We start from the raw sequence: 23,946 nt of genomic DNA, 5'->3' as shown, positions 1-23,946 counted from the left end.
CCGGTGGTCGACAGTGCGAACACCTTAACCCGAGCCAAGAAGATACCGGCACGGCTCCCCCGGGCGCCGCCCGGTCCGCGCCGGATTCAGTCGCGGGGGCGTGGGGTGAGCACGCGGGGGCCGTCGGCGGTGACCGCGACCGTGTGCTCCCAGTGCGACGACGGCGAGCCGTCGACCGTGACGACGGTCCAGTCGTCCGCCAGGGTCCGGGTGTCGGTCTCCCCACCGAGAACCAACATCGGCTCGACGGCCAGAACCGACCCCTCCTGCAGCTTCGGCCCCTTGCCCGGCTTGCCCTCGTTGGCGAGGAAGGGCCACTCGTGCATCTCACGCCCGATCCCGTGCCCACCGAACCCGTCGACGATGCCGAGGGAGACGCCGTGACGCTGTTCCGCGCGGCGGGTGGCGACCTCGAGGGCGTGGGAGACGTCGGTCAGCCGGTTTCCCGGCGACATCGCCAGGATGCCCTCCTCGAGGACCTCGCGGGTCGCCTGGTTGAGAAGGGCGACATCGGGGTCCAGCTCGCCGACGCCGAAGGTCCAGGCGGAATCCCCGTGCCACCCGTCCAGGATCGCGCCGCAGTCGACCGAGACCAGGTCGCCCTCACGGAGCACGGTGGCCGATCCCGGGATTCCGTGCACGACCACCTCGTTGACCGAGGAACAGATCGAGCCGGGGAAACCCTCGTACCCCTTGAACGAGGGCACCGCACCGGCGTCCCGGATCAGCTGGTCGACGAGCTCGTCGAGATCCGCTGTGGTCGCGCCGGGTACCGCGGCGTCGCGGGCCGCCACGAGCGCGCGACCGACGATCCGGCCGGCCGCCTCCATCGCGTCCAGCTCACCGGGGGTACGCGCGGTGACGACGCTGGTGCGCGACCGGCCGAACACGTCGGATCAGCGATCCAGCGCGGCCAGGGCGCGCGCGTTGATCTCGTCCACCTCGCCCACCGCGTCGACGGTGGTGACCTCCGAGCCGTAGTACTCGAGGAGGGGCGCGGTCTCGGAGCGGTACACCGACATGCGGGTGCGGATCACGTCCTCGGTGTCGTCCTCCCGGCCTCGGGCCAGCATCCGCGCGACCACGGTGTCCTCGTCGACCTTGAACTCGATCACGGCGTCGAGCTCTTGGCCCGCCACGGCGAGCATCTCCTTGAGCGCGTCCGCCTGCTCCACGCTGCGGGGGTACCCGTCGAGCAGGAAGCCCTCCGTGGCGTCGGGCTCGGCGATGCGGGCCTCGACCATCCGGTTGGTGACGTCCGCGGGAACGAGGTTCCCGGCATCGATGTAGGACTTGGCCTCCACGCCGAGGTCCGTCCCCTGCGAGATGTTGGCCCGGAAGAGATCACCCGTGGAGATGTGCGGCACGCCGAGCTTCTCGGAGAGCAGGGCCGCCTGGGTTCCCTTGCCGGCACCGGGAGGGCCGAGGAGGACGAGACGCATGGTGAGGACCAGCCTTTCTACAGTGTGAATTGCTCGGGGTCGCGAACGCCTACTTGAGGAAGCCCTCGTAGTTGCGCTGCATGAGCTGCGCCTCGATCTGCTTCACGGTGTCGAGACCCACGGACACCATGATGAGCACAGCGGTGCCACCGAACGGCATGTTCTGCATGTCACCACCCCCGCTACCCATGTCGAGGAAGATGTTGGGCAACACGGCGATCAACCCGAGATACAGCGACCCGAACAGCAGGATCCGGTTGAGTACGTAGCCGAGGTACTCGGCCGTCGGGCGCCCCGGGCGGATGCCCGGGATGAACCCGCCGTACTTCTTCATGTTCTCGGCCTGCTCCATCGGATCGAACTGGATGGCCACGTAGAAGTACGCGAAGAAGATGATCAGCGCGAAGTACAGCAGGATGTAACCCCAGCTGGAGGGGTTCTGCAGGTACTGCATGACGTAGCGCTGCCAGAAACCGTCCGCGGCCGGCTCGGGACCCTGGATCAGCTGGGTGATGAGGATCGGCACGTACATCATCGAGGACGCGAAGATCACCGGGATGACGCCGGCCTGGTTGACCTTGAGCGGCAGGTAGGTGGAGGTCCCGCCGTACTGACGACGGCCCACCATGCGCTTGGCGTACTGGACCGGGATACGACGCTGGCCCTGTTCGACGAAGACGACCGCGACCACGATCAGGACGACGGCGAACATGACCGCCGCGAACTTCAACGTCGAGGAGTTCTGGTAGATGTTGACGCCCTCGGCGGGGATCCTCGAGGCGATGCCGGCGAAGATCAGCAGCGACATGCCGTTGCCGACCCCGCGGTCGGTGATGAGCTCACCGAACCACATGACGAGGGCGGCGCCGGCGGTCATCACGATGACGATGGTGACGAGCGTCAGGATGTCGTTGTCCATGAGGACGGACTCCCCGTTGCCCAGCAGCTGACCCCGGTCGGCGAGCGCCACGATGCCCGCGGACTGCAGAAGAGCGAGCGCGATGGTGAGATACCGCGTGTACTGCGTCATCTTGGCCTGGCCGGACTGCCCCTCCTTCTTGAGCTGCTCGAAGTAGGGGATCACCACGGTGAGCAGCTGCACGATGATGCTCGCCGTGATGTACGGCATGATGCCGATCGCGAACACGGACAGCTGCAGGAGCGCCCCGCCGGAGAACAGGTTGACCAGGGAGTACAACTGCGCGTTGTCTCCGGTCAGGGCGGTGTCGAGCAGGCCCCGGAGCTTGGGGTAGTCGACACCGGGCGACGGGATCTGCGCGCCGATGCGGTAGAGGATGATGATCCCGAGGGTGAAGAGGATCTTCTTCCTCAGGTCCCGGTCCTTGATCGCGGACGCGAGTGCGGAGAGCACATGTCCTCCTGGTCATGGACGGCCCGTAGCCGCCGCCTTCGTCGAATGCCGATGCGTCAGGGAGGTCAGACCGGCGGCAGTGAGCCGGGCCCCGAACGCACAACAAGAAAAACTGTATCAAGATGAGCGCAGGGGCCGGATCCGAGACTCTCGGACCCGACCCCTGCACCCGTCAACCGGTCCCCTCGCGGGAACCGTCCGGGACTCAGGCCCCGGCCTCCGACACGCTTCCGCCGGCGGCCTCGATCTTGGACTTCGCCGACGCGGACACCTTGTCGGCGGCCACGGTCACGGCCACGGAGATGTCCCCGTCGCCCAGGACCTTGACCGGCTGGTTCTTGCGGACGGCACCCGCGGCGACGAGCTCGGCCACGCCGACCTGTCCACCGGAGGGGAACAACCGCTGGATGTCGGACACGTTGACGACCTGGAAGACGACCTTGTTGCGGTTCTTGAAGCCCTTGAGCTTCGGGAGACGCATGTGGATCGGCATCTGGCCACCCTCGAACGCCGCGGGGACGTTCTTGCGTGCCTTGGTGCCCTTGGTACCGCGGCCGGCGGTCTTGCCGCCCTTACCGCCCTCACCACGACCCACGCGGGTCTTGTCGGTGTGGGCGCCGGGTGCCGGGCGCAGGTGGTGCAACTTGATGGTCATTCTCACTCCGTCTCTTCGACCACGACGAGGTGGTTCACGACGTTGATGAGACCCCGTGTCTGGGCGTTGTCCTCACGGACGACCGTCTTCCGGATGCCCTTGAGTCCCAACGTCCGCAGGGAGTCCTTCTGGTTCTGCTTGGTCCCGACCGTGCCGCGGACCTGGGTGATCTTGAGGTTAGCCATGATCTACGCCCCCTGTCCGGCACGTGCGCGGAGCATGCCCGCGGGAGCGACGTCCTCGATGGGCAGGCCGCGGCGGGCCGCGACCTCCTCGGGGCGGTGCAGACCCTTGAGGGCGGCCACCGTCGCGTGCACGACGTTGATGGCGTTGTCCGACCCCAGCGACTTGCACAGGATGTCGTGCACGCCGGCGCACTCGAGGACGGCGCGCGCCGCGCCACCCGCGATCACACCGGTACCCGGCGAGGCCGGACGGAGCATGACGACGCCCGCGGCGGCCTCACCCTGGATCGGGTGCGGGATGGTGGAGCCGATGAGCGGGACGCGGAAGAAGTTCTTCCGTGCCTCCTCCGACCCCTTCTGGATCGCCGCCGGCACCTCCTTGGCCTTGCCGTAGCCGACGCCGACCATGCCGTTGCCGTCGCCCAGGATCACGAGGGCGGTGAAGCTGAACCGCCGACCGCCCTTGACGACCTTGGACACGCGGTTGATGGTGACGACGCGCTCGATGAACTGTGACTTCTCGTCGTCGCGGCCACCGCGACGATCGTTCCCGCCACGGCCACGGCCCCCGCCGCCGCCGCTGCGGCCGCCCTGGGCGTTGTCGTTGGTGGTGATGGTCTTGTTGTCCGCGGCGGGCCCGGTGCCGCCGTCACGACGCTGACGTCCCGGCATCAGACGGTCCTTCCGTTAAAGGTCAGTGCAGTGGTGTTGGTCATCAGAACTCCAGCCCACCCTCGCGGGCGGCCTCGGCCAGCGACGCGATCCGGCCGTGGTACTTGTTGCCACCACGGTCGAACACGACGGCGTCGATGCCGGCGGCCTTGGCGCGCTCGGCCAGGAGCTGGCCGACCTTGGCGCTGCGGTCCTTCTTGTCGCCCTCGAGGGTGCGCACATCGGCCTCGATCGTCGACGCCGCGGCCAGCGTGTGGCCCGCCGAGTCGTCGATGATCTGGGCGTGGATGTGGCGCGAGGACCGGTTGACGACCAGCCGCGGACGCTCGGGGGTGCCGGCGACCTTCTTGCGGAGGCGGAAATGGCGCCGGGCGCGACCGACGCGACGTGCCGTCGAGACATCGGTACCCAGCGGGGAACGCTTCTTCGTGTTGCTCATGGTCACTTACCCGTCTTTCCGACCTTGCGACGGACCTGCTCGCCCTCGTAACGGATGCCCTTGCCCTTGTACGGGTCGTGCTTCCGCAGACGCTTGATGTTGGCGGCGATCTGGCCCACCTGCTGCTTGTCGATCCCGGAGATCGAGAACTTCGTGGCCCCCTCGACGGCGAAGGTGATGCCGTCGGGTGCCGCGATCGGCACGGGGTGCGAGTAGCCGAGGGCGAACTCGAGGTCCTGGCCCTTGGCCACGACGCGGTAACCCACGCCGAAGATCTCCATCTTCTGCACGTAACCCTCGGTGACACCCACGACCATGTTGTTGACCAGGGAGCGGGAGAGACCGTGCAGGGAGCGGTTGTCGCGGTGGTCGTCGGGACGGTTCACCGTGAGGGTGCCCTCCTCGACCGACACCGTGATCGGTGCGGGCAGGTCCTGGGTGAGCTCACCCTTGGGGCCCTTGACGGTGACCGTCTGGCCGTCGACCTTGATGTCGACTCCGGACGGAATGGTGATCGGAGCCTTGCCGATACGTGACATATCTCGCCCCTTACCAGACGTAGGCGAGGACTTCCCCGCCCACCTTCTTGTTGTTCGCCTGACGGTCCGTGAGCAGACCCTGGGAGGTCGAGATGATCGCGATACCGAGGCCGCCGAGGACCTTGGGCAGGCCGGTGGACTTGGCGTACACGCGAAGACCCGGCTTGGAGACTCGCTTGATGCCCTGGAGGCTGCGCTGGCGCGACGGGCCGTACTTGAGGTCGATGGTGAGCTTCTTGCCCACCTCGGCGTCCTCGACGGAGTAGTCGCTGATGTAACCCTCTTGCTTGAGGATCGCCGCGATGTTGCCCTTGAGCTTGGAATGCGGCATGGAGACGGTGTCGTGGAACGCCGAGTTGGCGTTACGCACACGCGTCAGCATGTCCGCGATGGGGTCGGTCATCGACATGGATCTACCATGTTCCTTTCTCGTCACGGTTCCCATGCAGCACGGTCCGTCGACGGCCTGTGGGCCGGCCGCGTCCGTCGTGGGCCTATCACGAAGAGTTCGAATGTTCGGTTGTGTGGGTGCCGCCGATCGTCGCCGATCCGGAACGGAACCCGCCGTGTGTGACGCTCTTCTCGTCAGCCACGACCCGACGGCTGGGCCGTCTGCCCGTCGCCGGGGACCCGCGGATGCGGTGCCCCGACGCGGACGGCCGGTCCGGCGCGAGGAGGGGGTCAGTCCTCCTTGAAGGGGAAGCCGAGGTGCTTGAGCAGCGCCCGACCCTCTTCGTCGTTCGTCGCGGTGGTGACCACCGTGATGTCCATGCCCCGGGGGCGGTCGACCTTGTCCACGTCGATCTCGTAGAACATGGTCTGCTCGTTGAGGCCGAAGGTGTAGTTCCCGTGACCGTCGAACTGCTTGCCCGACAGGCCGCGGAAGTCGCGGATACGCGGGAGGGCGATCGTCGTCAGGCGATCGAGGAACTCCCACATGCGGTCACCGCGAAGCGTCACGCGGGCGCCGATCGGCATGCCCTCGCGGAGCTTGAACTGCGCGATGGACTTGCGGGCCCGACGGACCTGCGGCTTCTGACCGGTGATGAGCGTGAGGTCGTTGATGGCGCCGTTGATCAGCTTGGCGTCCCGGGCGGCGTCGCCGACACCCATGTTGACGACGACCTTGACGACGCCGGGGATCTGCATGACGTTCGCGTACTCGAACGTCTCGTTGAGCGCCGGCTTGATCTCGGAGCTGTACCGGGCCTTGAGGCGCGGGGTGTACGCGGTGGGAAGTGCGGTGTCGGTCATGGTCACAGGTCCTTCCCGGTCTTGCGCGAGACCCGGACGCGCTTACCGTTCTCGTCGGTGCGGATTCCGACGCGCGACGGGGTGCCGTCGGCGTCCACGACCATCACGTTGGACACGTGGATCGGGGCCTCCTGCGTGACGATGCCACCGGAGGAGGCACCACGCTCGGCAGCCGAGTTGGCGGTGTGCTTCTTGATGCGGTTCACGCCCTCGACGAGGACCTTCTCCTGCGCCGGGTAGGCCTGGATGACCTTGCCCTTGGCGCCCTTGTCCTTGCCGGCGATGACGAGGACCGTGTCGCCCTTGTGGACCTTCATGTCAGAGCACCTCCGGAGCCAGCGAGACGATGCGCATGAACCTCTTGTCGCGCAGTTCACGACCGACGGGCCCGAAGATGCGGGTCCCACGCGGGTCGTTGTCGTTCTTGATGATGACGGCGGCGTTCTCGTCGAACTTGATGTACGACCCGTCCGGGCGACGGCGCTCCTTGGCGGTGCGCACGATGACGGCCTTGACGACCTCACCCTTCTTGACGTTGCCACCGGGGATGGCGTCCTTGACGGTGGCGACGATGATGTCGCCCACGCCTGCATAGCGACGCTTGGATCCACCGAGAACGCGGATGCAGAGAATCTCCTTGGCACCCGTGTTGTCGGCGATCTTGAGTCGCGACTCCTGCTGGATCATGGTTCTCCTGACCAGGCTTGTTCAGATGTGTGCCGGATTCCGACCCGACACACGCGGTCATGTCGCCCCGACCGGATCTCTCGACTCGGCCACCACGGGCAACTGTTCCAGTGTAGGGCTCGCGGCGGCCGAGCCCCAAATCACCGTCAGTTCCCCGCCGAACCCGAGGAGCCGACCGAACCCGAGGATCCTGCCGAGGCCTGCGACCCCGCGGACCCCGACGAGCCCAGTGAACCCGGGTCCACTCCCCCGGCCGCCGCGCGCATGGTCGGGACCGCCGGGGACAGGCCGGAGAGGATGTGATCCATCCCCGGCAGCATCTGGGTGACGAACACCGGCCAGTTGTGGATCCCGGTCGGCATGTAGTTCATCCGTAGATCGACCCCCGGGACACCCGCGAGCTCGGACTCGAGCCTCCTGGTGCTCTCGTAGGAGCCCTTCTCCAGAATGTGGCCGTCCACCAGGATCATCTCGTTGCTGCCGAAATGCCCCAGCTCGGCCGAGCCCACCCGGCCCGTGGCGGCGCTGAGGTACACGGTCTTGCCCGCGAGCCCGGAGGGGTCGGACACCGTGTCGTGGTCACGCCACGTCTGGGAGCCCCGCGGGCCCCACATGTTGGTGGCGTCACCGTTCCGCGCGGCCACGGTCAACCGTGCGTACTGGTACCCGAGCTCGTCCATCGTCGAGTAGGCCCCGCTGATCCCGGCGACGGCGTCGAACATCCCGGGATTCGTGTTGGCCAGATGGACGGCGGCGGAGGCACCCATCGACAACCCCATCACGCCCCAGCTGCCGTTGTGCGCCAGGGGTGCGGCCGTGCCGGGGAGACCGGCTTCCAGCAGCGGGGGCAACTCGTCGATGAGGAAGGTCTCCCACTGGTTCGGCCCCAGGACCGGGTCGTCGGCCTGCCAGTCGGACCACATCGAGGCCGGCGCCCCCGTCGGGGCGATCACGTTGACCGCGCGGTCGCGGAGTGCCGGGTCACCCCAGCCCATGCCGGTGCTCCAGCCCGACGGCGATTCGCTCCCCACGCCGTCGAGGAAGTACACGTTCGGCGCGTCCACGCCGTCCGGCGCACGGTACACCTCGACCCGGACGGTGCGCTGCATCGACGCCGACGTGACCGTCCAGACCTCCGCGCGACGGTCTACGGGATTGATCGATCCCGGGAACAGCGGCGCGACCGACCGGACCGTCGACTGGGTGATGGAGCCGTCCCGGGTGGGGACGGGGCCCGAGGGATGGGAGCTGCCCGGCCTGGGGAAGTTGCTGGACCCGGCCGCCGCGACCGATCCGAGAACGGAGGTCAGCGGGATCGGCGCGCCGAGCTGGGTGAGGGCCGCGACGCTCAGCGAGGGGACTCCGAACAGGCTGCCCGGCGCGACGCTCGGAACAAGGGATCCGGGATCCAGGCTCTGCGCCCCGGCCGTCCCGGCCCCTGCTCCGGACGCGGTCATCAGAGCCACCGCGACCACGGCGGCCCCCCTGAGAACCGCGGAGGGACGTCGACGTATCGCTCGCCCGGTCCCCTCGACGTCGTACCCCTCGATGCCGTGCCGCTTGTCGTCCGGCCTACTCGTCATTTCCGATCCCGTCCTCATGCGCGACGCGGCCCGCGGGATCTTCACGTCCCGGGCCGCAGGGTGAACTCCGGCTCGGTGGCCGATGACACAATACTCACTTGTCGTATCGGGACGAGGATAGTGTTACATCTCCATACGCCGCCGGCCCGGCCCCGATCTCTCGGGGCCGGGCCGGCGGATGTCGGTGGAGCGGATCCTACTTGGCGCGCTCCAGGACCTCGACGAGGCGGTACCGCTTGGTGGCGGACAGCGGGCGGGTCTCCATGATCCGCACGCGGTCGCCGACTCCGGCGTCGTTGGTCTCGTCGTGTGCCTTCACTCGCTCGGTACGGCGCATGATCTTGCCGTACAGCGCATGCTTCACGCGGTCCTCGAGCTCGACGACGATGGTCTTCTCCATCTTGTCGGACACGACGTACCCGATCCGCACCTTGCGGCTGTTGCGCTCGATGTTCTCGCTGGCCTCAGTCACGGCTGCTTCCTTGTCACTCACTTGGCATCACCCGGCGCCGCCGACAGCCCGAGCTCGCGCTCGCGGATGACGGTGTAGATGCGTGCGATGTCGTGACGGACGACCCGCAGGCGACGGTTGTTGGTCAGCTGACCCGTGGCCATCTGGAAGCGCAGGTTGAACAGCTCCTCCTTGGCTTCACGGAGACGCGCGGTGAGCGCATCGGCGTCGAGTTCGCGCAACTCGGGGGCGGTGGTTCCACTAGCCATCAGAACTGCTCCTCCCGGGTCACGATACGGGTCTTGCACGGGAGCTTGTGCTGCGCGCGGCGCAGTGCCTCGCGTGCGGTCTCCTCGTTCGGGTACGACATCTCGAACAGGATGCGACCCGGCTTGACGTTGGCCACCCACCACTCGACGGATCCCTTACCGGAACCCATGCGGACCTCGGCGGGCTTCTTGGTCAGCGGACGATCGGGGTAGATGTTGATCCACACCTTGCCGCCACGCTTGATGTGGCGGTTGATCGCGATACGCGCGGACTCGATCTGACGGTTGGTGACGTACGCGGGCTCGAGGGCCTGGATGCCGTACTCACCGAACGTCACCTTGGTGCCGCCCTTGGCCCCGCCACTGCGGCCGGGGTGGTGCTGCTTGCGGTGCTTGACGCGCTTGGGGATGAGCACTTCTCACGCCTCCCTGGTCTGATTCTGCGGAGCCTGGGCGGGTGCCTCGGCAGCCGAACCGGAACCGGCGCGGCCGGTCTCGGTGCTGGTGGCCGTGGTCCCCTGGGCGCCGGAACGACGCGGCCGGCCCGCGCCACGCTCGCGGCGGGGTCCCCGGTCGGCTCCGCCGCGGTTGCTGGACTGGGCGTACTGGTCGGACTCGCGACGTCCACCGACGACGTCACCCTTGTAGATCCACACCTTGACGCCGATGCGACCGAAGGTGGTCTTGGCCTCGTAGGTGCCGTAGTCGATCTCGGCACGCAGGGTGTGGAGCGGGACGCGACCCTCGTGGTAGCGCTCCGAGCGCGACATCTCGGCACCGCCGAGACGGCCCGAACAGACCACCTTGATGCCCTTGACCTGCGGCTGACGCATGGCGGACTGGATGCCCTTGCGCATCGCGCGACGGAACGCCACGCGGTTGGACAGCTGCTCCGCGATCCCCTGCGCCACGAGCTGGGCGTCGGCCTCGGTGTTCTTGATCTCGAGGATGTTGAGGTGGACCTGCTTCGCGGTGAGCTTCTCGAGCTCGCCACGGAGGCGGTCGGCCTCGGCACCCCGGCGACCGATCACGATGCCCGGGCGGGCGGTGTGGATGTCCACGTTGACCCGGTCACGGGTGCGGGAGATGTCCACGCCCGAAATGCCGGCCCGCTCCATGCCCTTGGACAGGAGCTGACGGATCTTGATGTCCTCGGCGACGTAGTCCGCGTACTGCTTGTCGGCGTACCACTTGGACGTCCAGTCCGAGGTGATGCCGAGACGGAAGCCGTGCGGCTGGATCTTCTGTCCCATTTAGCGGGCACCTCCCTGGTTACGACGACCCCGACCGGCGGAACCGGCCTTCTCGGGCACGCTGGTCACCTCGACGGTGATGTGGCTCGTGCGCTTGCGCACGCGGAACGCACGACCCTGGGCACGCGGACGGAACCGCTTCAGGGTCGGGCCCTCGTCGGCGAACGCGGCCGACACGACGAGGGTCCGGGGATCCAGGTCGAGGTTGTTCTCGGCGTTCGCCATGGCGGACGCGAGGACCTTGCCGACCGGCTCGCTGGCGGACTGCGGGGCGAACCGCAGGATGTCCAGCGCGTCGGAGGCGTCCTTGCCCCGGATCAGGTCGATCACGCGACGCGCCTTCATGGGCGTGACGCGGACGAACTTGGCGGTGGCCCGGGCGGTGAGCTGCTGCTCGTCCTGCGCCGTGCCTTCGGCGGTCTTGCTGGTATCAGTGCTCATCGACGCTTACTCTTCCGATCGTCCTTGATGTGCCCCTTGAACGTGCGCGTCGGCGCGAACTCGCCGAGCTTGTGACCCACCATGGAATCGGACACGAACACGGGCACATGCTTGCGGCCATCATGGACGGCGAACGTGTGGCCGATGAAATCGGGCAGGATCGTCGAGCGACGCGACCAGGTCTTGATGACCTGATGGGTACCCTTGTCGTTCTGCGCGTCCACCTTCGCGAGGAGGTGTTCGTCGACGAACGGACCCTTCTTGAGACTACGAGGCATCCTAGTTTCCCTCCTTAGCGCTTCTTACCGGTGCGACGGCGGCGGACAATCATCTTGTCGCTCGCCTTGTTGGGCTTGCGGGTCCGGCCCTCGGGCTGGCCCCACGGGCTGACGGGGTGACGACCACCGGAAGTCTTGCCCTCGCCACCACCGTGCGGGTGGTCGACGGGGTTCATGACGACACCGCGGACGGTCGGGCGGACGCCCTTCCACCGCATGCGGCCGGCCTTACCCCAGTTGATGTTCCCCTGCTCGGCGTTGCCCACCTCGCCGATCGTCGCGCGACAGCGGACGTCGACCCGGCGGATCTCACCGGACGGCATACGGAGGGAGGCGTACGCGCCCTCCTTGCCGAGCAGCTGGATCCCGGCACCCGCGGCGCGGGCCATCTTGGCGCCGCCGCCGGGGCGGAGCTCCACGGCGTGCACGACGGTACCGGCGGGGATGTTGCGCAGCGGCAGGTTGTTGCCGACCTTGATGTCGGAACCGACACCCGACTCGACCTTCATTCCCTGCTTGAGGTTGCGCGGGGCGAGGATGTACCGCTTCTCGCCGTCCGCGTAGTGCAGGAGGGCGATGTTAGCGGTGCGGTTGGGGTCGTACTCGATGTGTGCGACGGTGGCGTCGACGCCGTCCTTGTCGTTGCGACGGAAGTCGATGAGGCGGTATTGGCGCTTGTGTCCACCGCCCTTGTGGCGGGTGGTGATGCGACCGTGACCGTTACGGCCACCGGTCTTGTGTAGGGGGCGAAGCAGCGACTTCTCGGGCGTCGAGCGCGTGATCTCGGCGAAGTCCGAGACGCTCGAGCCGCGACGGCCGGGCGTCGTGGGCTTGTACTTGCGGATAGCCATGAGGTTCTCTCGTCCTTAACTCTTCCCGCCGTCAGGCGGTCAGACCCGGGATCTCGATGGGCTTGCTGTCGGCCGCGAGGGTCACGATGGCGCGCTTGGTGCTCTTGCGCTGTCCGAACCCGGTGCGGGTGCGCTTGCGCTTGCCCTGACGGTTGGCGGTGTTGACGGACTCAACGGCGACGCCGAAGATCTCCTGGAGGGCGATCTTGATCTGCGTCTTGTTGGCGTCCGGGGCGACCAGGAACGTGTACACGCCCTGCTCGAGCAGGCCGTAGGCCTTCTCGGAGACGACCGGGGCGATGATCACGTCCCGGGGATCGGCGACGGTGCTCACTTGTCGGCCTCCTTCGCGGCGGTGTTCTCCGTGCCTGCGGCACGCTTGCTGGCCTGCGAGACGAACGCGTCCAGAGCCTCGACCGTGAACACGACGTCGTCTGCATGCAGCACGTCGTAGGTGTTCAGCTGATCCGGGGCGATGGGATGGACGTTGTCCAGGTTGCCCACCGAACGCCACGCCGCGATGTCCTCGCGGCCCACCACGAGCAGGAACTTCTTGCGGTCCGACAGGCTCGCGAGGAAGTCCCGCACGCCCGCCGTCGACGGGGTCTGGCCCTCGACGACCTCGGTGACCACGTGGATCCGCTCGTTCGCGGCCCGGTCCGACAGGGCACCGCGGAGGGCGGCGGCCTTCATCTTCTTGGGCGTGCGCTGCGAGTAGTCACGCGGCTTGGGGCCGTGGACCGTGCCACCGCCGGTGTAGGCCGGGGCGCGGGTCGAGCCCTGGCGTGCGCGGCCGGTGCCCTTCTGGCGGAACGGCTTGCGCCCACCGCCACGGACCTCGCCGCGCGTCTTGGTCGAGTGGGTGCCCTGCCGCGCCGCGGCGAGCTGCGCCACGACGACCTGGTGCATCAGGGACAGGTTGGGCTCGACGCCGAAGATCGCGGCGGGGAGCTCGACCGACCCGTCGGCCGAACCGGCCGGGGTACGGACGTCCAGCTTGAGATTCACGGTGTTCTCCGTCGTGGTCATGCGCGCGCACCGCCCTTCACTGCGGATCGGACCATCACGAGGCCGCCGTTGCGACCCGGGATGGCGCCCTTGATCAGGAGGACGCCGGCCTCGGCATCGACCTTGTGGACCTTGAGGTTCATGGTGGTCACGCGCTCGTTGCCCATGCGTCCGGCCATCTTCTTGCCCCGGAACACCCGGCCCGGGGTCGACGCGCCGCCGATGGAACCGGGCCGACGGTGCACGGCCTGGGTACCGTGCGAGGCACCCTGGCCGGCGAAGCCGTGACGCTTCATCGTCCCGGCGAAGCCCTTGCCCTTGGAGGTGCCGGTGACGTCGACGAAGGCACCGTCGGCGAACACGTCCGCGCCGAGCTCCTGGCCCAGCTCGAAGCCGGCCGCCTGCTCCGCGTTGTCGAGTCGGATCTCCGCGACGTGGCGACGCGGGGTCACACCCGCCTTGGCGAACTGGCCCGACACGGGCTTGGTGACCTTACGGGGGTCGATCGCGCCGAAGGCGATCTGGACGGCGTTGTAGCCGTCGGTCTGCTCTGTACGGATCCCGGTGACGACACACGGCCCGGCCTTGATGACGGTAACCGGGACGACCCGGTTGTTCTCGTCGAAGACCTGGGTCATGCCGAGCTTCGCGCCCAGGATTCCCTTGATCTCGGTTGTACTCATCTGTTCACTGTCTCCGCTGCACGTTGCTTGCTGACCGCTGCTCGGTCGGAGGTCACTGGATGTTGACGTCGACGCTGGCAGGCAGGTCGATGCGCATGAGCGCGTCCACGGTCTTGGGCGTGGGGTCGAGGATGTCGATCAACCGCTTGTGGGTGCGCATCTCGAAGTGCTCGCGCGAGTCCTTGTACTTGTGCGGCGAGCGGATGACGCAGTACACGTTCTTCTCGGTCGGCAACGGCACCGGGCCGACGACACGAGCTCCCGTGCGGGTGACCGTCTCGACGATCTTGCGCGCCGAGGCGTCGATGGCCTCGTGGTCGTAGGCCTTGAGCCGGATGCGGATCTTTTGTCCCGCCACTTCGTCCTCTTTCTCCCTCCGCCCGTGAAGGCGGCTGTCGTGAGCGCCCTCGCTGCGCGGGGGACACCTGGTGTGTTCGCTTGTCGTACATGACACCGTCAGACCGTCTACCGCCCGGTCTCGTGCATCGGTGCTCCGTCGTGGAGGAACGCCGTCGTGAGCACGCGAACGTGACACGATGATGAGCCCTCCAGAGGATGGAGAGCCGCACTCCCGCGAGGCGAGGGTGACGGCGGAACCGATCCGCTGCCGCTGTTGACGTGTCACGACGCGTCCACGCGGTCGGGCGTGTCGCCCTCCCACTTTTCCGGCGGGTGATCGCTCACCCGCCCCTGTCGTGCTCGCCCGACCAACCCGGTTCCCCCGCGGGCCGAGGGCCACACGAGATCGCCGCCTTGTCCGGGCAACTCGACCAGTATGCCGCACGGACCCCGCGGGATCAAAATCGCCGTGGACGACCGCTCGGAGATGGCGTGCGCGGGGCGCCTCGCCTTAGGTACCGTCGAATCATCAGCGCCCTCTCGGCGCCTCATCCCCCAGGAGTGCAGAACGTGAACAGCCGACGCGAACCGCGCGACCCCGCCGCCTACAAGCGGGATCGGCGTCAAGCCGTCCTGCGGCATCACCCGGACAAGGGCGGAGACCCCGACGCGATGCTACGTGCTCTCGAGGAGGTCGACCGCCGGCACGGCGTCGTCGGTGGGAGCCGTCCGGATCACGCGGCGACGGCCGAGCAGGTCGCCGCCGTGGCGGTGACCGCCCTGGCCGGGATGGCCGCGGTCGGGCTCTCGATGGCCATGAGCGTCATGGGTCGCCGCCGGTAGCCCTTCCCGGTGACGGGCACCCGCCCCGGAACCTGGCGGATCGAGACCCGGGACGACGACGAAGGGGCGCCCCACCTCGCGGTGGGGCGCCCCTTCCTCATACGGTCCGGACGTCGCGTCCGACCCGACGGGTCAGTCGATCACTTGATGATCTTCGTGACCTGACCGGCGCCGACGGTGCGGCCACCCTCACGGATCGCGAAGCGCAGGCCCTCGTCCATGGCGACCGGCTGGATGAGCTCGACGCTCATCTCGGTGTTGTCGCCCGGCATGACCATCTCGGTGCCCTCGGGGAGGGTCACGACGCCGGTCACGTCCGTGGTGCGGAAGTAGAACTGCGGCCGGTAGTTGTTGAAGAACGGCGTGTGACGGCCGCCCTCGTCCTTGGACAGGATGTACGCCTGGCCCTCGAAATTCGTGTGCGGGGTGTAGGCGCCCGGCTTGATGACGACCTGGCCGCGCTCGACCTCCTCGCGCTTGAGGCCACGGACGAGCAGACCGACGTTGTCGCCGGCCTCGCCGTAGTCGAGGAGCTTACGGAACATCTCGATGCCCGTGATGGTGGTCTTGGTGGCCTTGTCCTTGATGCCGATGAGCTCGACATCCTCGTTGACGTTGATCTGGCCACGCTCGATACGACCGGTGACGACGGTGCCACGACCGGTGATCGTGAAGACGTCCTCGACGGGCATGAGGAACGGCTTGTCCGTCTCACGCTCGGGATCCGGGACGGAGTCGTCGCAGGCCTGCATGAGGTCACGGATGGCCTGGACCCACTTCTCGTCACCCTCGAGCGCCTTGAGGGCCGAGATGTGGACGACGGGGGCGTCCTCGTCGAACTCCTGCGAGGCGAGGAGCTCACGCACCTCCATCTCGACGAGCTCGAGGATCTCCTCGTCGTCGACCATGTCGCACTTGTTGAGGGCGACGAGGATGTAGGGAACGCCGACCTGGCGGGCGAGCAGCACGTGCTCACGCGTCTGCGGCATCGGGCCGTCGGTGGCCGCCACGACCAGGATCGCGCCGTCCATCTGGGCGGCACCGGTGATCATGTTCTTGATGTAGTCCGCGTGGCCCGGGGCGTCGACGTGCGCGTAGTGGCGCTTCTCGGTCTGGTACTCGACGTGGGAGATGTTGATCGTGATACCACGAGCCTTCTCCTCCGGCGCCTTGTCGATCTCGTCGAACGCGAACGCGTCGTTGAGATCCGGGTAGGTGTCCGCCAGGACCTTGGTGATGGCCGCGGTGGTGGTGGTCTTGCCATGGTCGACGTGACCGATGGTGCCGATGTTAACGTGCGGTTTGGTCCGCTCGAACTTCGCCTTCGCCACTGTGTGTCCTCCTGGACTGGTCTGTCCCCACCTCGAGGTGGGCACTGCATTGTGTGGGATCTGATCTTACTCATCGTGCCGCTATGGGCACGAACCGGCGGCCACCCGGAGGTTCGACCGTGCGCCGCCGGCATCGGCCCCGCCCTGCCTCTCGGCCGGGCGGGACCAGTACCGGTTACTCGCCGGTCGCCTTGGCGATGATCTCCTTGGACACACTCGCCGGAACCTCGGCGTAGTGGGAGAAGACCATCGAGTAGTTGGCCCGGCCCTGCGTCCGCGACCGGAGGTCGCCGACGTAGCCGAACATCTCGGACAGCGGCACGTTGGCCTTGACGACGCGGGCGCCGGAGCGCTCCTCCATCGCCTGGATCTGGCCGCGCCTGGAGTTGATGTCGCCGATGACGTCGCCCATGTAGTCCTCGGGGGTGATGACCTCGACCGCCATGAGCGGCTCCAGGATCACCGGCTGACACTTGCGCGCGGCCTCCTTGAAGGCCATCGAGCCCGCGACCTTGAACGCCATCTCCGAGGAGTCGACCTCGTGGTACGCGCCGTCGACGAGGGTCGCCTTGACGTTGACCATCGGGTACCCGGCCAGGACGCCGTACTGCATGGCGTCCTTGATGCCGGCGTCCACGGAGGGGATGTACTCCTTGGGCACCCGGCCACCGGTGACCTTGTCGTCGAACTCGTAGGTCTCGCCCTCCTCGACCTGCTCCTGGGGGAGCGGCTCGAGACGGATCTGGACCTTGGCGAACTGACCCGAACCACCGGTCTGTTTCTTGTGGGTGTAGTCGTACTTCTCGACCGTGCCCTTGATGGTCTCGCGGTACGCGACCTGCGGCTTGCCGACGTTGGCCTCGACCTTGAACTCGCGCTTCATCCGGTCGACGAGGACGTCCAGGTGGAGCTCGCCCATGCCGCCGATGACGGTCTGACCGGTCTCGTCGTCCAGGCGGACGGAGAACGTCGGGTCCTCACGGGCCAGCTTCTGGATCGCGGTGCCGAGCTTCTCCTGGTCCGCCTTGGTCTTGGGCTCGATCGACACGTCGATCACCGGCGCCGGGAACGTCATCGACTCGAGGATGACCTGGTTGTTCAGGTCGCACAGGGTGTCACCCGTGGTCGTGTCCTTGAGTCCGATGAACGCGTAGATGTGGCCGGCCACGGCCTCCTCGACGGGCATCTCCTTGTTGGCGTGCATCTGGAAGAGCTTGCCGACGCGCTCCTTCTTGCCCTTGGTCGCGTTCATGACCTGGGTGCTCGGGTCGATCCGGCCCGAGTACACGCGCACGAAGGTGAGCTCACCGAAGAACGGGTGCACGGCGATCTTGAACGCCAGCGCCGCGAACGGCTCGTCCTTCGACGGCTGACGACGGATCTCCGTCTCCTCGTTCCCGACCGCGTGACCGTGGATCGAGCCGACGTCCAACGGGTTGGGCAGGTAGGAGATGACGGCGTCGAGCAGGGGCTGGACGCCCTTGTTCTTGTACGCCGAACCACACAGCACCGGGTAGATCTCGGCGTTGACCGTCATCTTGCGGATCGCGGCCTGGATCTCGTCCTTCGTCAGCTCCTCGCCGCCGAAGTACTTCTCCATGAGGGCCTCGTCGCTCTCGGCGACGGCCTCGAGGAGCTTCTCGCGGTACTCGTCCGCCTTGTCCTTGAGCTCCGCGGGGATCTCCTGGACCGTGGCCTCGGTGCCGATCGGCGTGACGCCGGGCCAGACGAGGGCCTTCATGTCCACGAGGTCGATGACCCCGTCGAACTCGTCCTCCGCGCCGATGGGCAGCTGCAGGACGAGCGGCTTGGCACCGAGACGGTCGATGATGGTCTGCACGGTGTAGTAAAAGTCCGCGCCCATCTTGTCCATCTTGTTGACAAAACAGATACGCGGGACGTCGTACTTCTCCGCCTGGCGCCACACCTGCTCCGACTGGGGCTCGACGCCCTCCTTGCCGTCGAAGACCGCGACCGCGCCGTCGAGCACGCGCAGCGACCGCTCGACCTCGACCGTGAAGTCGACGTGGCCCGGGGTGTCGATGATGTTGATCTGGTTGTTGTCCCAGAAACAGGTGACGGCGGCCGACGTGATGGTGATGCCGCGCTCCTTCTCCTGCTCCATCCAGTCGGTGGTCGAGGCGCCGTCGTGCGTCTCGCCGATCTTCCGGTTGACACCCGTGTAGAACAGGATGCGCTCGGTGACGGTCGTCTTACCGGCGTCGATGTGCGCCATGATGCCGATGTTGCGGACCTTGTTGAGGTCGGTCAGCACGTCCTGTGCCACGGATGATCCCCGATCATGAGTCTTAGGTGGGCCGTGCGGTCATGGTGGACCGTCCGGACCGGGTCTGTTGTCCTGGGCCGTGCCGTGACTCGCTCACGCGAGAGGCGACCCTCGTTCAATGATGCCACCCTCGGGGCGGCCGGGGGGCCCCGGAGCGGTGACGCCCCGTGGGCGTCCCCCCGCTCCGGGGCCCGGCTGGATCACCAGCGGTAGTGCGCGAACGCCCGGTTGGCCTCGGCCATCTTGTGGGTGTCCTCGCGACGCTTGACCGCGGCACCCAGGCCGTTGGAGGCGTCGAGGATCTCGTTGGCGAGCCGCTCGACCATGCTGTTCTCACGACGCTGCCGGGAGAAGTTCACCAGCCAGCGCATGGCCAGGGTCGTGGAACGCCCGGGGCGGACCTCGACGGGCACCTGGTAGGTGGCGCCGCCGACGCGGCGGGAGCGGACCTCGAGGGCGGGCTTGACGTTGTCGAGCGCCTTCTTGAGGGTGAGGACCGGATCGGTCCCGGTCTTCTCACGGCAGATCTCCAGCGCGGAGTAGACGATGCGCTCGGCGGTCGTCTTCTTGCCGTCGAGGAGGATCTTGTTGACGAGCTGCGTGACCAGCGGCGAACCGTAGACCGGATCGTTGATCAGCTGGCGCTTCGGGGCGGGACCCTTACGAGGCATTACTTCTCCTTCTTGGCGCCGTAGCGGGAGCGGGCCTGCTTGCGGTCCTTCACGCCCTGCGTGTCGAGGGAGCCGCGGATGATCTTGTAACGGACACCCGGGAGGTCCTTCACACGACCGCCACGGACGAGCACCATGGAGTGCTCCTGGAGGTTGTGGCCCTCACCGGGGATGTAGGCGGAGACCTCGATGCCACTGGTCAGGCGCACACGGGCGACCTTGCGCAGCGCGGAGTTCGGCTTCTTGGGGGTGGTTGTGTACACGCGGGTGCACACGCCACGACGCTGGGGCGAGCCCTTGAGCGCCGCCGTCGCTGTCGAGGACTTCTTGTCCTGGCGGCCCTTGCGGACCAGCTGGTTGATGGTTGGCATGAACCGACTTTCTCTAGCTGGCGGCCTCCTCGGGGGCGACCACCGGTCACTGGGACGTTGCTCGTATCCGGACTCTCGCGCTCCCCGACGGGCGCACGGGCGACCACGTCAGCCGCTCTCGCTGGCCTACTGGGCACGATCCTCCAGCTCGCGTACTGCGAGCACGATGGTCAAGCCTAACCGCCCCCGTGAGGATCGGTCAAAACGCGGCCGGGGCGGAGTCCCGGTCCGACGCCACCGGGACCTGCGCCAGCATCACGTCCAGCGTCTCGGCCCAGTACCGGATGACCTTCTCGCGACGGGCCGAGTCATCGGAGAGCACGTCCGCGAGCCCGAGCCCGCGTGCCAGGTCGAGGGTCGCCTGCAGGGGCCGACGCACCCGTAGGTCGGCGGGATCGTATCCGAGGGCGTCGGCGGCGATCACCAAGACCTCGCGGGACATGTGGGTCTCGAACGGCAGCACCCGGTCGCGCAGCGCCGGGTCGCTGGCCGCGGCGGTCCACACGTGGAGCGCGGCCTTGAAGAGGTCCGAGGTGTAGTGCTGGACGATCAGCCGGACCACGGCGACCGTGCGTTCGGGGCCCGGCTCCGGCAGATCCAGGCCCACCCTCCGGACGTCCTCGAGCCGCTGCTCGATCATGTGCCCGAGGGCGGCGGTGATGAGATCCTCCCGGGTCGGGAAGTGGTGCTGGGCGGCGCCCCGTGAGACGCCGGCGGCGGCGGCCACCGCCCCCACGGTGGTCGCCGCCCAGCCCTGGGTGGCGAGGAGGTCGATCGATGCACCGAGGAGTCGTTCCCGCGTCAGGCGGCTACGGTCCTGCTTGGGGGCCCGCTTCTCGGGTGCCGTCATCGCTCCTCCTGTTACCAGTCCTGCTCGTCGTAGATGATCACACCGCGGATGTTCTTGCCGTCACGCATGTCCTGGTACCCCTGGTTGATCTCGTCGAGCCGGTACGTCCTGGTGACCAACTCGTCGAGCTTGAGGTTGCCCGCGCGGTACTGGTGGAGCAGGTGCGGGATCTGCTTGCGGGGCCCGGTGCCGCCGAAGATCGCGCCCTGGAGCGTCTTCTGCTGCATGGCCAGGTCGAGGATGGAGATCTGGGCGTCGACCGCCATCATGTCCCCCAGCCCCACCACCACGCAGCGGCGCCCCTTACCGGTGAGCATCAACCCGGGCAGCAGGTCCTTACCCTCCACGATCCCCATGGTGAGCAGGACCAGGTCCGCCATCCGGCCCCAGCTCAGCTCCCCCACCAGCGCCATGGCCTCGTCCATCGAGGCACACGTGTGGGTGGCCCCGAACTCCATCGCCTTCTCCCTCTTGAACTCCACGGGGTCCACGGCCACGATGACACGCGCGCCCGCGGCGGCCGCGCCCTGCACCGAGTTGATCCCGATCCCGCCCACCCCGACGACCACCACGATGTCGCCCTCCTTGGCCTGACCGATCTCCGTGGCCGAGCCCCAGCCCGTGCAGACGCCGCATCCGAGCAGGGCGGCCTTGTCGAGCGGGATGTCCTTCTCGATCTTGACCACCGAGGACTGGTGCACGGTGACGTGCGGCGCGAACGTGCCCAGGACGCACATGGTGGCGACGGGTTGACCGTCGGCGGTGTGCACACGGAAGCCGTCGTCGCTGATCGCCCGACCGCTGAGCAGCCCGGCGCCGTTGTCGCAGAGATTCTGGAGTCCCTCCGAACAGGGCGGGCAGACGCCACAGGCGGGGATGAACGCGAGGACCACGTGGTCGCCCTCCTCGAACCCGGTGACGCCCTCTCCCACCTTCGTCACCACACCGGCTCCCTCGTGACCGCCCATGATCGGGTAGGTCTCGAACTGGAGGTCGCCGGTGAGCAGGTGCTCGTCCGAGTGGCAGAGGCCCGAGGCGGCCAGTTTGACCTGTACCTCCCCCGCCTTGGGATCGTCGATGTCGACGTCGACGATCTCCCAGGCGTCCTGCTTGGGCTCGCGGATGATGGCTGCTCTGGTGCGCATGGCATTACCTCTCGGTTCGATCCCGGGCGATGTGGGGGAGGTCACACATCAACGACATCGCATACGCTACGCGTCCGGCGTCGCCCAGGAGGGCGGACGGCGTTCAAGAAATGCGGTCATCCCCTCGGCAACCTCGGCGGTCGTGAACAGGCGGGCGGTCACCCCTGCCAGGTCCTCACCCCGAGCGTCGAGATCGGCCAGGATCGGTGCCGCGAGCAACGCCTTGTTCTCGGCGAGTCCCTGCGGGGAGCAGGGCCGGAACGCGTCGACGAGGTCACCGACCGCGGCCTCGAGGTCCTCGACCGCCTCCGTGATCAGTCCGATCCGCCGGGCGTGCTCGGAATCGAACTTCTCACCGGTCAGCAGGGCGCGGGAGAGGTCTCGCGAGGTGATCCGCGCCGCGAGCGGCACCGAGATCATGGCCGCCGCCAGACCGAGGCGGACCTCGGTGAGCGCGAACGTCGAGGCCGGCCCCGCCAGGGCGAGATCGCAGGCGGCCACCAGCCCCATCCCTCCGGCACGGACGTGGCCGTCCACGGCGGCGATCACCGGCTTGGGGTGCGAGAGGATCGCGCGCAGCAACCCGAGGAAGACCCGGGTCCGCTCGGCGGCCTGGGCCTCGGGACTCCCCTGGCTCGCGGAGGCCTCGGAGAGGTCGGCTCCGGCGCAGAAGGTGCCGCCGGCGTGACCGAGGACCACCACACGGGCGTCGTCATCGGCGGCCGCCCGGTCCAGTGCGGCGTGCAGCTGCGCGACCAGTGCGGTCGAGATGGCGTTGCGGTTGTGCTGCGAGTCCAGGGTCACGCGGGCCGCGCCGCCGGAGACCTCATAGCGCACCAGCACCTGCTCGCCTTCCGCGGCCATGTCAGTAGCTCCTCGGCAGCCCGAGCGAGTGCTGGGCCACGTAGTTGAGGATCATCTCCCGGCTGACCGGGGCGATGCGCGGCAGGCGCGACGCGGCGAGCATCCCGGCGAGGCCGTACTCCACCGACAGGCCGTTGCCGCCGAGGGTCTGGATGGCCTGGTCGACGGTCCGGGCGGAGACCTCGCCGGAGGCGTACTTGGCCATGTTGGCCGCCTCGCCCGCGAGGTCGTCCAGGCCGGCGTCCACGAGCGCGGCGGCCTTGCGCATCATGAGCCGGGCCAGCTCCAGCTCGATCTTGCACTGCGCGAGCGGGTGGGCGATGCCCTGGTGTGCGCCGATCGGGGACTTCCACACGGAGCGCTCGTTCGCGTACGTCGTGGCCTTGTCCATCGCGTAACGCGCGGAGCCGATCGCCATGCCGGAGGCCATGATGCGCTCGGGGTTGAGGCCCGCGAAGAGCATGAGCAGCGCCGTGTCGCCGTCGCCGATGAGCGCGTCGGCGGGCAACCGGACATCGTCGAAGTACAGCTGGAACTGCCGCTCGGGCGTGCGCACCTCGGTGGGGATGTGGGTGCGCTCGAGGCCCGGTGCGTCGGTGGGCACCATGAACAGCGCCGGCTGGAGCTTCCCGCTTGTCGCCCCCTCCAGTCGGGCCACCACGAGGATCGCGTCGGCCTGGTCGACCCCCGAGATGTAGGTCTTCTGCCCGCTGAGCAGGAAGTCCGCGCCGTCCCGGCGTGCCGTGGTGGTGATGGCGTGGGAGTTGGATCCGGCGTCCGGCTCGGTGATGGCGAACGAGGTGATGATCTCGCCCGAGGCCAGGCCCGGAAGCCAGCGCTTCTTCTGCTCCTCGGTACCGAAGCGCGAGATGATCGTGCCGTTGATGGCGGGCGAGACCACCATCATGAGCAGGCCGGCACCCGCGGCGGAGAGTTCCTCCTCGACCATCGCGAGCTCGGTCATGCCGGCCCCACCGCCGCCGTACTCCTCGGGCAGGTTCACCCCCAGCAGCCCGAGCTTGCCGGCCTCGGTCCACAGCTCGTCGGTGGTCTCGCCGGCGTCGGACTTCTCGCGCATGTACTCCATGCCGTAGCGCGAGCCCAGGTCGAAGGCCACCTTGCGGAGTTGCGTCTGCTCCTCGGTGTCGACGACGGGGTTGGGGATCTGTGAGAGGTCGGTCAT

The 23,946-nt window shown here is 67.8% G+C and carries 33 protein-coding genes; 1 reads left to right on the top strand and 32 read right to left on the bottom strand.

The genetic code is table 11. The annotated features are described in order from the left end of the window. Window positions 1-86: 86 nt before the first annotated feature. From map to rpsJ, 24 genes are all read right to left on the bottom strand, one after another. Window positions 87-890: a type I methionyl aminopeptidase gene (map, locus tag H483_RS35835; protein ID WP_017838213.1), complete on the bottom strand. Its 804-nt coding sequence runs from the start codon at window positions 888-890 to the stop codon at window positions 87-89. 6 nt (window positions 891-896) lie between these two features. After that, the gene (locus tag H483_RS35830; protein ID WP_017838212.1) at window positions 897-1,442 is read right to left on the bottom strand and encodes an adenylate kinase; all 546 of its coding nucleotides are present in this window, start codon (window positions 1,440-1,442) and stop codon (window positions 897-899) included. A gap of 49 nt (window positions 1,443-1,491) precedes the next feature. After that, a complete protein-coding gene (gene secY, locus H483_RS35825; RefSeq protein ID WP_017838211.1) occupies window positions 1,492-2,814 on the bottom strand; it encodes a preprotein translocase subunit SecY in 1,323 nt (440 codons plus the stop codon). A gap of 205 nt (window positions 2,815-3,019) precedes the next feature. Continuing rightward, entirely contained in the window at window positions 3,020-3,469 is a 450-nt protein-coding gene (rplO, locus tag H483_RS35820) for a 50S ribosomal protein L15 (RefSeq protein WP_017838210.1), read from the bottom strand. A 2-nt stretch (window positions 3,470-3,471) separates the two neighbouring features. Beyond that, window positions 3,472-3,654, bottom strand: coding sequence for a 50S ribosomal protein L30 (gene rpmD / locus H483_RS35815; RefSeq protein ID WP_017838209.1), 183 nt, complete (start codon window positions 3,652-3,654; stop codon window positions 3,472-3,474). Window positions 3,655-3,657: 3 nt separating this feature from the next. Beyond that, the gene (gene rpsE, locus H483_RS35810) at window positions 3,658-4,326 is read right to left on the bottom strand and encodes a 30S ribosomal protein S5 (RefSeq protein WP_017838208.1); all 669 of its coding nucleotides are present in this window, start codon (window positions 4,324-4,326) and stop codon (window positions 3,658-3,660) included. Between the two features lie 43 nt (window positions 4,327-4,369). Then, entirely contained in the window at window positions 4,370-4,765 is a 396-nt protein-coding gene (gene rplR / locus H483_RS35805) for a 50S ribosomal protein L18 (RefSeq protein WP_031265203.1), read from the bottom strand. 2 nt (window positions 4,766-4,767) lie between these two features. After that, window positions 4,768-5,304, bottom strand: a complete 537-nt coding sequence (gene rplF, locus H483_RS35800; protein ID WP_017838206.1) for a 50S ribosomal protein L6 — start codon at window positions 5,302-5,304, stop codon at window positions 4,768-4,770. Window positions 5,305-5,314: 10 nt separating this feature from the next. Beyond that, window positions 5,315-5,713, bottom strand: coding sequence for a 30S ribosomal protein S8 (rpsH, locus tag H483_RS35795; RefSeq protein WP_017838205.1), 399 nt, complete (start codon window positions 5,711-5,713; stop codon window positions 5,315-5,317). Window positions 5,714-5,985: 272 nt separating this feature from the next. Next, window positions 5,986-6,558 (bottom strand): 50S ribosomal protein L5, encoded by a 573-nt coding sequence (rplE, locus tag H483_RS35790; RefSeq protein ID WP_031265201.1) that lies wholly within the window; start codon window positions 6,556-6,558, stop codon window positions 5,986-5,988. 2 nt (window positions 6,559-6,560) lie between these two features. Then, complete coding sequence (rplX, locus tag H483_RS35785; protein ID WP_017838203.1) at window positions 6,561-6,875, bottom strand: 50S ribosomal protein L24; 315 nt, start codon at window positions 6,873-6,875, stop codon at window positions 6,561-6,563. Window position 6,876: 1 nt separating this feature from the next. Further along, window positions 6,877-7,245 carry a 50S ribosomal protein L14 gene (gene rplN / locus H483_RS35780; protein ID WP_017838202.1) on the bottom strand — a complete coding sequence of 123 codons (369 nt, stop codon included), beginning with the start codon at window positions 7,243-7,245 and terminating at the stop codon, window positions 6,877-6,879. Window positions 7,246-7,391: 146 nt separating this feature from the next. After that, complete coding sequence (locus H483_RS35775; protein ID WP_017838201.1) at window positions 7,392-8,828, bottom strand: alpha/beta hydrolase family protein; 1,437 nt, start codon at window positions 8,826-8,828, stop codon at window positions 7,392-7,394. Window positions 8,829-9,024: 196 nt separating this feature from the next. Next, window positions 9,025-9,300 (bottom strand): 30S ribosomal protein S17, encoded by a 276-nt coding sequence (gene rpsQ, locus H483_RS35770; protein WP_017838200.1) that lies wholly within the window; start codon window positions 9,298-9,300, stop codon window positions 9,025-9,027. A gap of 17 nt (window positions 9,301-9,317) precedes the next feature. Then, window positions 9,318-9,548 (bottom strand): 50S ribosomal protein L29, encoded by a 231-nt coding sequence (gene rpmC / locus H483_RS35765; protein ID WP_017838199.1) that lies wholly within the window; start codon window positions 9,546-9,548, stop codon window positions 9,318-9,320. Continuing rightward, window positions 9,548-9,964, bottom strand: coding sequence for a 50S ribosomal protein L16 (rplP, locus tag H483_RS35760; protein ID WP_017838198.1), 417 nt, complete (start codon window positions 9,962-9,964; stop codon window positions 9,548-9,550). The genes rpmC and rplP overlap by 1 nt, the downstream gene beginning before the upstream one ends. Window positions 9,965-9,967: 3 nt before the next feature. After that, window positions 9,968-10,801 (bottom strand): 30S ribosomal protein S3, encoded by an 834-nt coding sequence (gene rpsC / locus H483_RS35755; protein WP_017838197.1) that lies wholly within the window; start codon window positions 10,799-10,801, stop codon window positions 9,968-9,970. Then, window positions 10,802-11,242 carry a 50S ribosomal protein L22 gene (gene rplV / locus H483_RS35750; RefSeq protein WP_017838196.1) on the bottom strand — a complete coding sequence of 147 codons (441 nt, stop codon included), beginning with the start codon at window positions 11,240-11,242 and terminating at the stop codon, window positions 10,802-10,804. It lies immediately after the preceding gene. Next, on the bottom strand, window positions 11,239-11,520 hold the full coding sequence (gene rpsS / locus H483_RS35745) for a 30S ribosomal protein S19 (protein WP_017838195.1): 282 nt from the start codon (window positions 11,518-11,520) through the stop codon (window positions 11,239-11,241). The genes rplV and rpsS overlap by 4 nt, the downstream gene beginning before the upstream one ends. A 14-nt stretch (window positions 11,521-11,534) precedes the next feature. Continuing rightward, window positions 11,535-12,371, bottom strand: a complete 837-nt coding sequence (gene rplB / locus H483_RS35740; protein WP_017838194.1) for a 50S ribosomal protein L2 — start codon at window positions 12,369-12,371, stop codon at window positions 11,535-11,537. Between the two features lie 31 nt (window positions 12,372-12,402). Continuing rightward, window positions 12,403-12,705 carry a 50S ribosomal protein L23 gene (gene rplW, locus H483_RS35735; RefSeq protein WP_017838193.1) on the bottom strand — a complete coding sequence of 101 codons (303 nt, stop codon included), beginning with the start codon at window positions 12,703-12,705 and terminating at the stop codon, window positions 12,403-12,405. Continuing rightward, on the bottom strand, window positions 12,702-13,400 hold the full coding sequence (gene rplD, locus H483_RS35730) for a 50S ribosomal protein L4 (RefSeq protein WP_017838192.1): 699 nt from the start codon (window positions 13,398-13,400) through the stop codon (window positions 12,702-12,704). Before rplD ends, rplW begins: the two co-directional genes overlap by 4 nt. Further along, entirely contained in the window at window positions 13,397-14,062 is a 666-nt protein-coding gene (gene rplC / locus H483_RS35725; protein ID WP_017838191.1) for a 50S ribosomal protein L3, read from the bottom strand. The genes rplD and rplC overlap by 4 nt, the downstream gene beginning before the upstream one ends. A gap of 52 nt (window positions 14,063-14,114) precedes the next feature. Further along, a complete protein-coding gene (gene rpsJ / locus H483_RS35720) occupies window positions 14,115-14,420 on the bottom strand; it encodes a 30S ribosomal protein S10 (RefSeq protein WP_003938093.1) in 306 nt (101 codons plus the stop codon). 551 nt (window positions 14,421-14,971) lie between these two features. Here rpsJ and H483_RS35715 point away from each other — a divergent pair. After that, entirely contained in the window at window positions 14,972-15,244 is a 273-nt protein-coding gene (locus tag H483_RS35715) for a hypothetical protein (protein ID WP_017838190.1), read from the top strand. Window positions 15,245-15,384: 140 nt separating this feature from the next. On the opposite strand, the gene tuf is transcribed toward H483_RS35715, so the two are convergent. The 8 genes from tuf to H483_RS35675 all read right to left on the bottom strand — a co-directional run bounded on the left by tuf (window position 15,385) and on the right by H483_RS35675 (window position 23,946). Next, window positions 15,385-16,575 (bottom strand): elongation factor Tu, encoded by a 1,191-nt coding sequence (gene tuf / locus H483_RS35710; protein ID WP_017838189.1) that lies wholly within the window; start codon window positions 16,573-16,575, stop codon window positions 15,385-15,387. 175 nt (window positions 16,576-16,750) lie between these two features. Continuing rightward, the gene (gene fusA, locus H483_RS35705) at window positions 16,751-18,862 is read right to left on the bottom strand and encodes an elongation factor G (protein WP_017838188.1); all 2,112 of its coding nucleotides are present in this window, start codon (window positions 18,860-18,862) and stop codon (window positions 16,751-16,753) included. 200 nt (window positions 18,863-19,062) lie between these two features. Beyond that, complete coding sequence (rpsG, locus tag H483_RS35700; RefSeq protein WP_017838187.1) at window positions 19,063-19,533, bottom strand: 30S ribosomal protein S7; 471 nt, start codon at window positions 19,531-19,533, stop codon at window positions 19,063-19,065. Beyond that, window positions 19,533-19,904 (bottom strand): 30S ribosomal protein S12, encoded by a 372-nt coding sequence (rpsL, locus tag H483_RS35695; RefSeq protein WP_017838186.1) that lies wholly within the window; start codon window positions 19,902-19,904, stop codon window positions 19,533-19,535. The genes rpsG and rpsL overlap by 1 nt, the downstream gene beginning before the upstream one ends. A gap of 199 nt (window positions 19,905-20,103) precedes the next feature. After that, window positions 20,104-20,754 (bottom strand): TetR/AcrR family transcriptional regulator, encoded by a 651-nt coding sequence (locus H483_RS35690; RefSeq protein ID WP_017838185.1) that lies wholly within the window; start codon window positions 20,752-20,754, stop codon window positions 20,104-20,106. A gap of 11 nt (window positions 20,755-20,765) precedes the next feature. Continuing rightward, window positions 20,766-21,899 (bottom strand): NDMA-dependent alcohol dehydrogenase, encoded by a 1,134-nt coding sequence (locus H483_RS35685; RefSeq protein WP_017838184.1) that lies wholly within the window; start codon window positions 21,897-21,899, stop codon window positions 20,766-20,768. Window positions 21,900-21,965: 66 nt separating this feature from the next. Further along, window positions 21,966-22,763, bottom strand: coding sequence for an enoyl-CoA hydratase family protein (locus tag H483_RS35680; protein ID WP_017838183.1), 798 nt, complete (start codon window positions 22,761-22,763; stop codon window positions 21,966-21,968). Window position 22,764: 1 nt separating this feature from the next. Beyond that, the gene (locus H483_RS35675; protein ID WP_017838182.1) at window positions 22,765-23,946 is read right to left on the bottom strand and encodes an acyl-CoA dehydrogenase family protein; all 1,182 of its coding nucleotides are present in this window, start codon (window positions 23,944-23,946) and stop codon (window positions 22,765-22,767) included.

It is taken from the genome of Dietzia sp. UCD-THP, assembly GCF_000349585.1.
Taxonomy (GTDB): Bacteria; Actinomycetota; Actinomycetes; order Mycobacteriales; family Mycobacteriaceae; genus Dietzia; species Dietzia natronolimnaea_A.
Note: the sequence above shows the minus strand (reverse complement) of the source record. Positions and strands in the feature narration are given on the sequence as shown.

Bases quoted from the DNA above. Each gene is read 5' to 3' on its own strand.
- H483_RS35830 (WP_017838212.1), bottom strand. From the start codon at position 1,442: ATGCGTCTCGTCCTCCTCGGCCCTCCCGGTGCCGGCAAGGGAACCCAG.
- rplO (WP_017838210.1), bottom strand. From the start codon at position 3,469: ATGACCATCAAGTTGCACCACCTGCGCCCGGCACCCGGCGCCCACACC.
- rpmD (WP_017838209.1), bottom strand. From the start codon at position 3,654: ATGGCTAACCTCAAGATCACCCAGGTCCGCGGCACGGTCGGGACCAAG.
- rpsE (WP_017838208.1), bottom strand. From the start codon at position 4,326: ATGCCGGGACGTCAGCGTCGTGACGGCGGCACCGGGCCCGCCGCGGAC.
- rplR (WP_031265203.1), bottom strand. From the start codon at position 4,765: ATGAGCAACACGAAGAAGCGTTCCCCGCTGGGTACCGATGTCTCGACG.
- rplF (WP_017838206.1), bottom strand. From the start codon at position 5,304: ATGTCACGTATCGGCAAGGCTCCGATCACCATTCCGTCCGGAGTCGAC.
- rpsH (WP_017838205.1), bottom strand. From the start codon at position 5,713: ATGTCGATGACCGACCCCATCGCGGACATGCTGACGCGTGTGCGTAAC.
- rplE (WP_031265201.1), bottom strand. From the start codon at position 6,558: ATGACCGACACCGCACTTCCCACCGCGTACACCCCGCGCCTCAAGGCC.
- rplX (WP_017838203.1), bottom strand. From the start codon at position 6,875: ATGAAGGTCCACAAGGGCGACACGGTCCTCGTCATCGCCGGCAAGGAC.
- rplN (WP_017838202.1), bottom strand. From the start codon at position 7,245: ATGATCCAGCAGGAGTCGCGACTCAAGATCGCCGACAACACGGGTGCC.
- H483_RS35775 (WP_017838201.1), bottom strand. From the start codon at position 8,828: ATGACGAGTAGGCCGGACGACAAGCGGCACGGCATCGAGGGGTACGAC.
- rpmC (WP_017838199.1), bottom strand. From the start codon at position 9,548: ATGGCTAGTGGAACCACCGCCCCCGAGTTGCGCGAACTCGACGCCGAT.
- rpsC (WP_017838197.1), bottom strand. From the start codon at position 10,801: ATGGGACAGAAGATCCAGCCGCACGGCTTCCGTCTCGGCATCACCTCG.
- rplV (WP_017838196.1), bottom strand. From the start codon at position 11,242: ATGAGCACTGATACCAGCAAGACCGCCGAAGGCACGGCGCAGGACGAG.
- rpsS (WP_017838195.1), bottom strand. From the start codon at position 11,520: ATGCCTCGTAGTCTCAAGAAGGGTCCGTTCGTCGACGAACACCTCCTC.
- rplB (WP_017838194.1), bottom strand. From the start codon at position 12,371: ATGGCTATCCGCAAGTACAAGCCCACGACGCCCGGCCGTCGCGGCTCG.
- rplD (WP_017838192.1), bottom strand. From the start codon at position 13,400: ATGACCACGACGGAGAACACCGTGAATCTCAAGCTGGACGTCCGTACC.
- rplC (WP_017838191.1), bottom strand. From the start codon at position 14,062: ATGAGTACAACCGAGATCAAGGGAATCCTGGGCGCGAAGCTCGGCATG.
- rpsG (WP_017838187.1), bottom strand. From the start codon at position 19,533: ATGCCTCGTAAGGGTCCCGCCCCGAAGCGCCAGCTGATCAACGATCCG.
- rpsL (WP_017838186.1), bottom strand. From the start codon at position 19,904: ATGCCAACCATCAACCAGCTGGTCCGCAAGGGCCGCCAGGACAAGAAG.
- H483_RS35690 (WP_017838185.1), bottom strand. From the start codon at position 20,754: ATGACGGCACCCGAGAAGCGGGCCCCCAAGCAGGACCGTAGCCGCCTG.
- H483_RS35685 (WP_017838184.1), bottom strand. From the start codon at position 21,899: ATGCGCACCAGAGCAGCCATCATCCGCGAGCCCAAGCAGGACGCCTGG.
- H483_RS35680 (WP_017838183.1), bottom strand. From the start codon at position 22,763: ATGGCCGCGGAAGGCGAGCAGGTGCTGGTGCGCTATGAGGTCTCCGGC.
- H483_RS35675 (WP_017838182.1), bottom strand. From the start codon at position 23,946: ATGACCGACCTCTCACAGATCCCCAACCCCGTCGTCGACACCGAGGAG.